The sequence below is a fragment of the Phyllobacterium pellucidum genome, from assembly GCF_013327855.1.
GTDB lineage: Bacteria > Pseudomonadota > Alphaproteobacteria > Rhizobiales > Rhizobiaceae > Phyllobacterium > Phyllobacterium pellucidum.
Genome location: NZ_JABUMX010000002.1, coordinates 76820 through 89226 on the forward strand (window position 1 = coordinate 76820; position 12407 = coordinate 89226).

Genomic DNA, 12407 nt, shown 5'->3' on the forward strand with positions numbered 1-12407 from the left:
GAACGTGCAACGACTTTAAGGGAGGACTCTCTTTGGTTAAATTAACGGGTTTTTGCAAAACCACGAAATTTGCCGCCTCGAAGCGACGCTTTTCGCAATTTTCCCAACTAATCCGAAAGGGTTACGGCCAAAAAGGATGGTTTTCGCGTCAAAGTTGCGGTTGTTGCGCAAATGCAACGACGTTGAAAAATGACGAAATTGGGGTAAATGACAGGCGAAAATAGGAAGTTACCCACAACCCCCATCGGGGAAAGCCGGAGGCAACAACCGAGGATTCGCTCAGGTAAGCGAATCCTCGTTATGGGTTATTCGACGTCGCGGACACGCTGAATTGCAGTCTCGATCTTTGTAGCCGCAGCTTCGAGTTCAGCGAGACGCTCGCGCTCAGCGGCGACGATTTCCGGCTTCGCATTGGCAACGAATTTCTCATTGCCAAGCTTCCTGTTGATCTTTTCGAGCTCGTCGGCAATCTTGCCGGCTTCCTTGCGGAGCCGCGCCACCTCGGCATCGACGTCGATAAGGCTGCCAAGCGGAAGGCAAGCAGTGGCTTCGCCGATAACGAATTGCGCTGAGCCCTTCGGCACATTATCGCCGATCGTGATCGAATCGACGCGCGCCCGCCATTTGATCGAGGCCTCGTGCCGCTGCAGCCGCTCGCGCGTGGCTTCGTTGGCTCCGACGACGACGAGCGGCGCAACAGCTGCTGCCGGGACGTTCATTTCGGCCCGTACGGAGCGAATGCCGGTGACAAGATCGATCAGCCAGTTGATATCGGCAGCGGCTTCCGCATCAAGGAAATCCGGCTGCGGCCATGGAGCATGGCAAAGCAGGGTATCGCGGCTCTGGCCCTCTCCCGCCGTATGGGCCCAAAGCTCCTCGGTCATGAACGGCATGAACGGGTGTAGCACCTTGTAGATCTCGTCGAGCACGTAGGCAGCGCAAGCCTGCGCTTCCGCCTTCGCTTCGGCATCCTCGCCATTGAACACCGGCTTCAATAGTTCGATGTACCAATCGCAGAACTGGTTCCAGACGAAGCGGTAGGCTGCGCCCGCCGCCTCATTGAAGCGATAGCTGGTTATCCCGTCGGTGACGTCGCGCACTGCATTGGTTAGTTCGGTCAGGATCCAGCGATTGACCGTGAGCTTGGCATCCTGCGGGCGGAACGACGGGTCACGCTTGACGCCGTTCATCTCGGCAAAGCGCGTCGAGTTCCACAGTTTTGTGCCGAAGTTGCGGTAGCCGGCAATACGGCTCGGGTCGAGCTTCACGTCGCGCCCCTGCGCCGCCATGATGGCGAGGGTAAAACGCAACGCGTCTGCGCCGTACTCGTCGATAAGGTCGAGCGGGTCGATGACATTGCCCTTCGACTTTGACATCTTGGCGCCGTTCTTGTCGCGGACGAGAGCGTGCACATAAACCGTATGGAACGGTTCTTCATTCATGAAGTGCAGGCCTATCATCATCATCCGGGCGACCCAGAAGAAGATGATGTCGAAACCGGTGACGAGCACATCGGTCTGGTAATAGGTGGCAAGTTCCGGCGTCTTGTCCGGCCAGCCAAGCGTAGAAAACGGCCAGAGTGCCGAGGAGAACCAGGTGTCGAGCACATCTTCGTCGCGCGTCAGGATTTCACCCGGCTTGAGGTTTTCCAAGAGGTCTTCGACATAGGCCTTCATCGGGCCTTCATGCGCGAGATAATGCTGGATAGCGGCGCTCAGCGCTTCTTCCTCGGTACGCTCAACGAAAACCTGGCCATCGGGACCATACCAGGCCGGAATCTGATGACCCCACCACAACTGGCGGGAAATCGTCCAGGGCTGGATATTTTCCATCCATTCGAAATAGGTCTTTTCCCAATTCTTCGGAACGAAATTGGTCCTGCCTTCGCGCACGCTTGCGATCGCCGGCTTGGCGAGTTCGGCTGCGTTCACATACCACTGGTCTGTCAGGAACGGTTCAATCGGCACATCGCCGCGGTCACCATGCGGGACCATGTGCGTATGTTCCTCGATCTTCTCAAGGTAGCCGCCCTCCTCCATCATGGTCACGACCAGCTTGCGCGCCGCAAAGCGATCCTTGCCGTCGAGCACATGGATAAGTTGGGTGAGATTTCGCGAAGGCTCGAGGCCTTCCAGGAAATCGTCATTGTCCTTCAGATGTATCGACGCATCGGTATTGAGGATGTTGATCTGGCGCAGATCGTTGCGCTTGCCGACTTCGAAATCGTTGAAGTCATGTGCCGGCGTGATCTTGACCGCCCCGGAACCTGCTTCCGGATCCGCATAGCTGTCGGCAACGATCGGAATATGCCGGCCGACGAGCGGCAGCACGACATTGTTGTCGACCAGCGCGTGATACCGCGTGTCGTCCGGATTGACGGCAACACCGGTATCGCCAAGCATGGTCTCCGGGCGCGTGGTAGCGACGACGATGAACGTGTGCGGGTTTTCCGGGTCGAATGCGACGTTCTCAAGCGGATAGCGGAAATGCCAGAGATTGCCCTTGATCTCCCGCTGCTCGACTTCGAGGTCGGAAATCGCCGTGAGCAACTTCGGATCCCAGTTGACGAGGCGCTTGTCCTTGTAGATCAGACCTTCCTTGTAAAGCGTTACAAAGACTTCGAGAACCGCCTTCGAAAGGCCCTCGTCCATGGTGAAGCGTTCGCGCGACCAATCGCAGGAAGCCCCCAGGCGCTTGAGCTGTCCCGCGATGATGCCGCCGGACTCCGCTTTCCATTCCCACACACGTTCGACGAACTTTTCACGTCCCATGGCGCGGCGCCCGGGAAGCTGGCGTTCCATCAACTGGCGCTCGACAACCATCTGGGTCGCAATGCCGGCATGGTCCATGCCGGGCTGCCACAAAACGTTCTTGCCGCGCATGCGCTCGAAGCGCACGAGAATATCTTGAATGGTATTATTGAGCGCATGGCCCATGTGCAACGAGCCGGTGACATTGGGCGGAGGAATGACGACGGCAAAAGGATCGGCGCCCGGTCTCGAACCGGCCCCGGCCTTGAAGGCCCCGGCCTCGTCCCAGATTTCTGCGATCTTCGGCTCTATGGCCGCTGCGTCATACGTCTTCTCAAGCATGCAAATGGTCCGTCATTTCGCGGAAAGGATTGGCTACGGTGTAAACCGAATGCCTGCCTATAAGTCAATGATGCTTGTCGAACGCGTGCCCGGCACTGCTCGCAGAATCATTGGGCTTCTTACCCAATGGCATGCGCAATGTGGCGCATTTTGGTTCAGCGAGCGCATCCTCGCCCGCGCGGTAGAGCCTCGCCGAAATCGCAATTGAATTGGAAGGCCTAGGCCCGCCGCCCACCACGTGCGACGCGCTCGATCTCCTCGCGCACAAGGCGCTCTACCAGCGTCGGAAGGTTATTATCGAGCCATTCCTGCAAGAGCGGGCGCATGATCTCCTGCGCAATCTCGTCAAAGGAGCGGCGCTGCTCATTGCGCACGGCAAACGACAAATTATCGAAAGCGGCACTGACCTCGCGCTCCGCTGCTGCGGAAAGAATCGGCTCCAGCGCCTGTTCGAGATTGAGCGAGACCGCCTCGTCCGGATTTGCGCTATGCACGTCTTCCTGTTCCTTCGTTGGCTCGGCCACGTACTCGGGCACTGCGGCAGGTTCTACCCTTGGCGCAACCGGTGGCCTGACATCTGCGATCGGCTCGAACTCCGGCAGAAGAGCTCGAGCCTCCTCGATACTCATCTCAGTCACTGGCTGCTGGAGATGGGCCGGAACATCCAGAACGGGTGCCGACACGACAGTTTCGTTCGCTTCAGCCTGCGCCGCGTAGCTGGCGGTTGCCTGCTCTGCCGCATCTTCGGCGGGTAGTTCCATCGGTTTCGCTTGGGCAATCTCCGGTTCGCTGGCTTTCGCCTGTACCGGTGACGCAGCCCGGCGCAAGGGCGCTTCAAAGGTCGGCCGCGCGCTGGCAACCGGTGGCCGTACTGCGATCCCCTCGCGCGGTGGCAGGACCGTTTCTTCGCTGACGGGGGGCTCGGAGCGCGCTACAGGCGAAGCGACGTCGGTGTTGACCGCTTTGGGCGGCACATCGTCGGTCCGCGTCGTGTCGCTTTCTTCAATGATACGACGTATCGATGCGAGAATCTCCTCCATCGAAGGTTCCCGCGCGACGCTGGATGATTGTGCCATAATACCCTTGCCCACTACATCTTGTTCCGTTGCGCTGCAACGAATCTGTATTCAGTGTAGAGGCTCGGATTGAGTTTGAGAATCCCTGCGCGCGGTGTTTGGCGCTAACCCACAGATTTTCTGGAGGCGATTGCCCGAAGCCCTGAAATGGATTTGCCGCCAGGCGATCGACCTGACGGCAAATAATCAATCAGAAACGGAGAAGAGTTAGCGGCCGTCTGGTGTCCGCAAGCCGATCCACTTGTCCTTGACTGCATCGTAATGCTCTTCAGGCTTGTACTCTGCAACCTGGAGTCCAATCTGCATCGCGGTCAGGCGACCCACGGCGGAAAGAACCGCATAGCTCGTCACCACGCTGTCGCGCTCCGCTTGCGCGAGATTGATCTGGCCAGTCAGAACATCAGCCTGGGCATTCAAGACGTCGAGCGTTGTCCGCTGTCCGACCTTGCGTTCTTCGATGACACCGTTCAGGGCAAGCTGGGCGGCGGCAACAACCGAACGCTGAGCAACAATCTGCGCCTTGGCGGATTCCATCTCCGAATAGGCTTGGGCAATTGCCTGGCGCACGCTGTCGCGAGCGACGTCAACTTCGATACGACGCTGGCCCAACGTTTCCTTTGATTGGCGCACGAGCGCAGAGGTTCGGCCGCCATTATAGATCGGGATCGTCACCTGGATGCCCGCTGAAGCAGACGTTCCGTCGGTCGTTCCCGAACTGATACCACCGGAAAAAATCTCGTCGCGTTGGATGGTGCCATTCAAGCCGATCTGCGGCAGAAGCTGACCTTCATTGGCCTTCACATTGTAGCCCGCCGAGTCAACGGCGTACTGTGTGGAAAGGATCGCGGGGTGATTGTTGGTGGCAATGGAGAATGCCTGATCCATAGATTTCGGTACGGCTTTCGTTGCCATCGCCGCGGCAGCAAGCCTGCCCGGAGTGTCACCGACGATCTGGATATAGGTCGCCTCGGCGGTCTTCTCGTCGGACTTTGCAGCATCGAGCGTTGCAATCGCGGAAGCCTTTGATGCCTCTGCCTGCGCAACGTCCGTCCGGGTGCCCTCGCCAACGTCGAAACGCGCCTTTGCGGCGCGCAACTGTTCATCGAGGAACTCGAGATTCTTCTGGCGCAAAATGACGATCTGCCGCGTCAGATAGACGTTCATATAGGCCTGCGCAGCGCTGAAAAGCAGGTTCTGCTCGTTATTGCGCAGGTTTTCGCGCGCGGCCAACACCTGGGTTTTCGCAGCCTTGATGTTGTTGCTTACGGTAAAACCGTCGAAAAGCACCTGATTGACCGAAACGCCGAATGTACCAACATTCGAAGTGCCGCTTGGGCCGCCATCCAGGCGGCGATTGGTAGACGTCAGATCCGCCGTCGCAGAAACGATCGGGCGGTAGCCGGACTTCGCGACTGCAACGCCCTCATCGGTAACGCGCACGCCGGCCCTGTCTGCGTTCAGCGAAGCATTGTTGTTATAGGCCTTGGCCATCGCGCCAAAGATCGTCTCTGCCATCGAAGGCGTTGTGGACAACACCGTCGCTGACAATAGCGCTGCGGTTAGAACTCGCTTACCCGCTTTGAACACCATAAGCCCCTTCATTCTCTAACTCTCACGTTTAACCGAACCGATTGGTTCGACAACATGTGGTTCAATAACTGCCAATTGCCAAGATGGCCACAGGCACAACTTCCGATGTGCAACAAAATTCAGCTACAGTTGCACATTTGTCTCATCGCCCGCAGTCAGAACTCGAACGCAGCAACCTTCTCAAATCCAGGAAGCGGTTTGACCGCGGCATTGAAGGCACGGCGCCCGGAAACAATCCCCTCATTCTTTCCGTAGAGCATAGCCTTGCCCGCGTTTCCGGTCCCCACGACCACCGCGAGTCGTCCCCCCTCCTTCAACTGGTCGAATAATGTACCAGGAACCTCGTCCACGCTACCCTCAATAATGACTACATCGTAGGGCGCCTCGGCCGGATATCCCTGCTTCAGCGGCGCATTGACCAGGACAACGTTGTCGAAGCCGAGCGCAGGCAAGGTTTCGGCGGCCTTGTCAGCCAATTCCTTGTCGCTTTCGAGAGCTATCACCGAGCTTGCGATTCGCGACAGGACGGCAGCGGAATAGCCCGTGCCGCAGCCAATATCGAGAACGACATCGCCGGGCTGGATATTGCAAAGCTGTACAAGTTTCGCGAAGGGAGACGGCTCCATCAGATAACGCGGGCCCGATCCGGCACGATCCGAAGCGAGCAGCACATCCTCGTCGATATAGGCCAGCGGCTGACGCGCAGCCGGCACGAATTTTTCCCGTGGAACGTCTAGAAAAGCCTGCAGAACGGCCTTTGCGGTCACATCAGTCGTGCGCAACTGATTGTCGACCATCTTGATCCGCAGGTCTTCGAAATTCGGTGTCATTCTCTACAAGCTTTCCTGGCAAGGCGCTTGCAACCACTACGCTTTGCAAGCGCGTAACATGCTTCTGGCGAATCCCCATCAAACCCGCCGTCCGTCAAGCTGATGGTCCTTCGCAGGATCACCCTCTCACAGAAGTTACTATTTTACTTAAAGGGTGTGGCAAAAAATTCCGTTAGCGTCAATGAATGACTAATGCGCTTCGGACTGCATGACCCAAATTGTTGGAGGATTGCGGCGTTCGTGCACCACTTGCGCATGCGCAACGCCGGGCGGAGATCATAGCCAAATGATGCCATGCGCGCGCCTCGGGTACGGTTGCTTAACCCTTGGCTGAATGCGGGATTGAACGTTGGGCGCCCACCTGTCATTGTCCACATGGAACGCGGAGGATGCGTCCACATGGACGATAGGAAATCGAGGCAAATGATTGAGGTCAAAGGATTCGGCGATGTTCCGTTCACGCAGGACGAGTTGACCGGACTGGCGGACCGCGCCGCGCTTGAAGAACATCTCGACAGCCTGTGCGGCACCTATGCGGACAGCGATTTCGACGATCGTCTGCAGTTCGCGATCCTGTGCATCGACGTCGATGGCTTCGGCAAGTTCAATGAGCGCTATGGCCGCGCCGATGGCGACACCCTGCTGCGGTTGGTAGCCGACCGGCTCCAGTCATGCATGCGCAGGAACGATGTCGTCTATCGCATTGCCGGCGACGAATTCGCCATCATCCTTTTGCAAGTAACCGCCAACGAAGTTGCGAACATCGCCGACCGCATCATCGGCACCGTATCCGAACCGCTCGACCTTGGGCGCGCGGAACCGGTCACGGTCACCGTCAATGTTGGAGCAGCGCTGGCGCCGCGCGACGGCGATACGCCGGAAAGCCTGCTCTGGTGTGGCGACGCAGCGCTCTACATCGCCAAGAAGGCCGGCAAGGGCGTTTACCGCAGGTATTCGGAACGACGTTCGAGTTGAACGATCCCGGCAAGTCCCCACCCGCTTCTCGCAGTAACCCTCGACGGTAGCCTGCGATTCAGGTGGCGAAAGCCGGTTTGGCGCGCGCTCCCATGCGCAGCATGAAATACACACCGCCACCGATCGCCACGCCGAAGAACCATCCATAGGTTCCCCACCAGGCCGGTAGAATACTGGTGAAGGTCGGAAGTATCGAAGAAAACAGGACCCCGGCCGCGAAGGCAATGAACGCATTTGCATGCCACCCACCCTGGAAACGGAATTCCCCGTTTTCCTGGTAAAGCGCGTTCACATCGAGGACGCCTTTGCGTATCAGGTAATAATCGACCATCATAACGCCGAATATCGGGCCCATGGTCGATCCTATGAAGTTGACGAAGTGGGCAGCACCCGTCTCCCACGGCGCGAATGGATAGAGCAACAGGGCAATCAGTGCCGCGATATAACCGCCGCGCTTGAAGCTGATCTGCCGTGGAAAGGCGTTGGAAAAATCGAAGGCCGGGGAAACGAAATTCGCCACCACATTGATGCCGAGCGTCGCAACGGCAAAGGTGAGAGCGGCCAGCAGCGCCAGGAACCAGTTGTCGAACTTCGCTGAAATGCCATCGGGATGGAGAAGCACTTCACCATACACCGTGTATGCGGCCGTCGTGGTGATGCCGGCCACGAGGCAGAAGGCGAGCAAATTGATCGGCAGGCCCCAGAGGTTGCCCTTGCGCAGCGTTTTTACATCCTTCGCATAGCGTGAAAAGTCACAGAAATTGAGATAGAGCGCGGCGAAATAGGTGATCCATGTCGCAGCCACCGCTGCGAGCGCTGCAACTGAACCGGGTTCACCCGGAACGCCTGCATCCTTGGTCTTTTCCAAGAGCACATCGCGCGGAATTTCGCTGCCGAACGAAAATGTCCCAGCCTTGATGACCAGATAGATCGCAAGGAAAAGCATCATGATCCACACCGCGGGACCGGCCCAATCCTGAAACCTGCGGACCGTTTCCATGCCGCGCTGGATGATCATCAGTTGCAGCGACCATATGATTACATAGCAGATGACTTCCAGCGTCGAATGGCCGAGCATATGGCTGTTCTGGTGGAAGTTGAGCATGGCGTCATTGCGGATCAACAGCGCGACGATGGCGCCCGAGGCCGCTGCGGTCTGTGCACCGTACCAGAAGCATGCAACCACCGCCCGCACCAGCGCCGGCACGTTTGCACCGAACGTGCCGAACGATGCTCGGGCGAGCACGGGGAACGGTACGCCGGTTTTGACGCCGGCATTGCCGACGAGGCTCATGAGGAAGAAAATCACCAGGGAGCCAAGGCCAATGGCGATGATGAAATTGAGGAAGCTGCCGCATAGGAGAAAAAGACTGGCGGCGAGATAATAGCCCCAAAGACTGTGAACGTCCGACGTCCACACGTTGAATATACTGAAGGCACCCCACTTTCGTTCCGTGGCAGGTGCCAGATCCTCATTGTGCAATGCAGGTGAAGGATTGCTTAGAGACATATCGCCTTCCTCATTCAGACGGGATATCGAATAGTTCAATGCCCTCGGCATCGAACGCTGCAACCCCAATCAACCCCTCCAACAATACGGAACGCTGATTGGTTTCGCAGAGCATAGCCAACAGTCGAGCCATTTCCTATTCTATTGTGCGCAGGCTAAATACTTCTCCACAATCGTATTTGCACTGGCGAGCCTTATGGTGGCGATGAATTGCGGCACGACGTCTGCGTCTCCGGCTGTGTTACGCAAAAAGCCGGCTCCGCAACGCTCGTGCAATCGAGTATATTGAGCGGAAGGGGGCGCGAACACGTGTTCAAGTGGCGTCGATCAGTCTGGATTAGCGTAGGCGTCATCTCGCTACTTGCGGTAGCCACGGCCTTCACTGTCTTGAGTTTCCGGTATGATGGGGCCGAAGGCCAAAAAGTAACGCTCAATCGCGATAAGATAGCACCAACCGATACTGGCACGACGTTCCCTAACGCTGACGGCGCGTTCGGTGATGTGAATGCGAAACCGCCTCCAGACGCATTTCATGCCAACGGTTCGGGGCAGGTAAGCACCCGCCTGGACGAACGTGGCGAAACCCTCAAAGCCCTCCCCGTCGGTAAGATTGTTTTGATTGCTCCCGGAGAAATGACGGTCCAGGAAACGCGGACGGTGAGTGCTCGCGTCGGAGTCAAGATATCTGACGAGGCTCTCATGGGAACTGTGACCCATGATGAACAGACTTCGTTAAAGACGTTGCATGTTTCGACAGAAATGGAAGCTCAACTGGAGGGCAGCTCATTCCGTATCGTACCGATCAGCGAGCGGGTTCAGCCAATTGCCGAAGGGGATTTTCCAACCGTTTGGAAATGGCAGGTAACGGCGCTTAACGAGGGAGATCAGATTCTGGAAGCTACTCTTTATGCGCTCATTCCTGATGGAGATTCTACAGCACGCCTGCGTATCGACAGCTATTTCGGAGAAGTCTCCGTCAAGGTGAAGCCTGCGTCCTGGGGCGAAGTGTTTCTCAAGACGCTGGTTCCACTCCTGGCGTCCCTTGTAGTGATGGGCGGGATCGTAGTCTTGGTCGCACGCGTGCGACGGCGCAAAACACCTTTGTTACCACAAGGCGGGGCCGCGTCCTTCGTCAAACGTTCACAAACAGTCAGCGACCCGATCCCCATCGACTATACGACGGTCAATTGGGACGATATCTCCGGCAAACAGCAGAAAGTCCTGCGAGAATCGATTGTGCGCACGTTTCCTAAGGCCGCGGATTTCGACTTGTTCCTCGCAAACGAACTCAACAAAGGGCCGATTGGACTGAAAGTCAGTGATGGCGGATTTGAGCAACAGGTCCATGACTATCTGCTTTATGTCCAAGCCGAGGGATGGACCCTCGATCTGGTTCGAGCCCTTCAGGAGAAGCGCTTTCCGAGCACCAGGCATCTCGTCGAGCAAATTCGAGCGACTGCAAGCATCGACGCTCAACTTAATTGACGAAGTCACTGACCTGATGATGCATGAGGGAAATGATCGGCTGAACGGATGCCAAGCCACATCCTATAGGTGAAGTGGTGGCCCATGCTGCCACGCCCGACAAAAAATCAAGCAATGTCAAACAGTTGGAGCGGAGCCAGAAGAGTTGGAGGCCTCGCCCGGAACTGGCCTTCTAAACAAAATCAGGGACTTGCGGCGAGGTGTGGCACTTTTCCGGGTCACACGATTTCAATGACTTGCAAAGGGCCCTGCCACACCTTTATCTATCAATCGCCAACGGCGGACGCATCGACAGGAATATACAGTGGCAAGTTCAGATATGGCATTCCCGGGCGGGTCAAAGAAAAACGTTACGCGATCAGGCGACATTGTTCGAGATAGGGTCAAGAACACTGAGCCAGATTGGGTAATTGAGCCGGGAAAGGTTATCGCCTTTTGGGAAGCGCGGGGGGTGATCGATGATTGGCGAGCAGCTCATCGGCATATCTTGAATACATTCCAAGCATTCTTACGAAATCGGACCCGCGGAACAAAGATCGTAGTGGCGCAGCGCCACAAGCGCCTCAAAACGATCATCGACAAATTGCAACGTTTTCCCACGATGCAATTGGCTCGGATGGATGACGTGGCCGGGTGTCGTTTGATTTTTCCCACTGTTGAGGAGCTATACGTATTTCGTGAACAGATCCACGCGGCACGTATTCAGCATCGCCGTAAGAACGACGTCGACAAGTATGATTACATCAAGTCACCCAAATCGACAGGATACCGAGGAATTCACGACGTCTATGAATATAATGCCCGATCGACATTGGGCGCTCCATACAAAGGCCTCCTCATCGAACTTCAGTACCGGACAATTTATCAGCACGCCTGGGCAACTTGCGTTGAGGTCGTAGGTTTCATCACGGAGAGCCAACCAAAGTTCGAGCGCGGTGACGACCGCTACGGCACCATTTTGCAGTATGCGAGCGAATTGATCGCCCGAGAGTACGAAAAACGTAACTCTTGTGTCCCCGAACTTTCCAATCGAGAGCTGGTAGACGCATTTCTTAAACTCGATGATGAATTGAATTTCATGTCTATGCTGCGGGGCATCCACGCAGTGGATCGGGACATCGACGCTCGAAAGAACGTTATCCTGATTTTTTCCGACAAGGAGCCGCTACGAACCATATCTTTCGAGAATTCATCGGACGCCGTGCGTAAGCTGTTCTCACTAGAGAAGGAAATCGACATAACCAAGGACGTCGTACTTGTGCGCGCCGACACGGGAGATGAGGTGCGAGATGCTTTTCGAAACTACTTCTCGGATGCGCGCGAGTTTATTCGTTACGTCGAAACCGCGTGCAATAATCTGATGAGGGACGATTTTGCCTTTGTTTTCGTGCCCAGTGAAGCTGAGGATGACCTCGAAGCGCAAGACGAGGCATTCGAGAACGAGGGCTTCAAGTTTTAGATTAATATGCACATCACCTGGAAACGAACGGTCATCGGAGGCGACGAGCTTCCTTACGACTTCTGCGCCTACGTCGAGAACATCACGATCGCACGTATCTTTCGCAACACGGATTCGAACAACCTCAGTGTGTGGTCTGTAAACATGCAGATCGGAAATGCAGCCACCGATTCATGCCTGACCAGGCGTGAGGCTATAGAGTGGGTGGAGCATAGGTTCGCCCACTTCTTAACAACCGAGGCCGGCAAGCGTGATCCGCAGGAATGGCCGCATGATCAGCGCACGATGGAGCTCAGATCGATGAGACACGAAAATCCGGAGCGATACGCCGTCCTCGTCGAGGATCTGCGCAGCGGCCGGGTCGAGCGCATTGGTTCGAAACGGTAATAT

9 protein-coding genes are annotated in these 12407 nt (G+C 56.5%); 4 read left to right on the forward strand and 5 right to left on the reverse strand.

The genetic code is table 11. The annotated features are described in order from the left end of the window. Positions 1–305 precede the first annotated feature (305 nt). The 4 genes from HQ945_RS08195 to HQ945_RS08210 form a co-directional block, all read right to left on the reverse strand. Positions 306–3092, reverse strand: a complete 2787-nt coding sequence (locus tag HQ945_RS08195) for a valine--tRNA ligase (protein ID WP_113280702.1) — start codon at positions 3090–3092, stop codon at positions 306–308. Positions 3093–3310: 218 nt separating this feature from the next. After that, positions 3311–4168: a PopZ family protein gene (locus tag HQ945_RS08200; protein WP_113280701.1), complete on the reverse strand. Its 858-nt coding sequence runs from the start codon at positions 4166–4168 to the stop codon at positions 3311–3313. A 207-nt stretch (positions 4169–4375) separates the two neighbouring features. Further along, a complete protein-coding gene (locus HQ945_RS08205; protein WP_113280700.1) occupies positions 4376–5770 on the reverse strand; it encodes a TolC family outer membrane protein in 1395 nt (464 codons plus the stop codon). A 143-nt stretch (positions 5771–5913) separates the two neighbouring features. Further along, entirely contained in the window at positions 5914–6588 is a 675-nt protein-coding gene (locus HQ945_RS08210; protein ID WP_027231494.1) for a protein-L-isoaspartate O-methyltransferase family protein, read from the reverse strand. 423 nt (positions 6589–7011) lie between these two features. Between HQ945_RS08210 and HQ945_RS08215 the strand changes: the two genes are divergently transcribed. Continuing rightward, positions 7012–7563 carry a GGDEF domain-containing protein gene (locus HQ945_RS08215; RefSeq protein ID WP_051614898.1) on the forward strand — a complete coding sequence of 184 codons (552 nt, stop codon included), beginning with the start codon at positions 7012–7014 and terminating at the stop codon, positions 7561–7563. A gap of 58 nt (positions 7564–7621) precedes the next feature. Here HQ945_RS08215 and HQ945_RS08220 read toward each other — a convergent pair whose 3' ends face one another. Then, the gene (locus HQ945_RS08220) at positions 7622–9073 is read right to left on the reverse strand and encodes an NCS1 family nucleobase:cation symporter-1 (RefSeq protein ID WP_027231495.1); all 1452 of its coding nucleotides are present in this window, start codon (positions 9071–9073) and stop codon (positions 7622–7624) included. 309 nt (positions 9074–9382) lie between these two features. Here HQ945_RS08220 and HQ945_RS23100 point away from each other — a divergent pair, with 309 nt between their 5' ends. The 3 genes from HQ945_RS23100 to HQ945_RS08235 all read left to right on the forward strand — a co-directional run bounded on the left by HQ945_RS23100 (position 9383) and on the right by HQ945_RS08235 (position 12404). Then, positions 9383–10558: an effector-associated domain EAD1-containing protein gene (locus tag HQ945_RS23100; RefSeq protein ID WP_113280699.1), complete on the forward strand. Its 1176-nt coding sequence runs from the start codon at positions 9383–9385 to the stop codon at positions 10556–10558. Positions 10559–10862: 304 nt separating this feature from the next. Next, the gene (locus HQ945_RS08230) at positions 10863–12017 is read left to right on the forward strand and encodes a nucleotidyltransferase family protein (RefSeq protein WP_207719706.1); all 1155 of its coding nucleotides are present in this window, start codon (positions 10863–10865) and stop codon (positions 12015–12017) included. Positions 12018–12023: 6 nt separating this feature from the next. Continuing rightward, positions 12024–12404 (forward strand): hypothetical protein, encoded by a 381-nt coding sequence (locus HQ945_RS08235; protein ID WP_174207900.1) that lies wholly within the window; start codon positions 12024–12026, stop codon positions 12402–12404. The last annotated feature ends 3 nt before the right edge of the window (positions 12405–12407 follow it).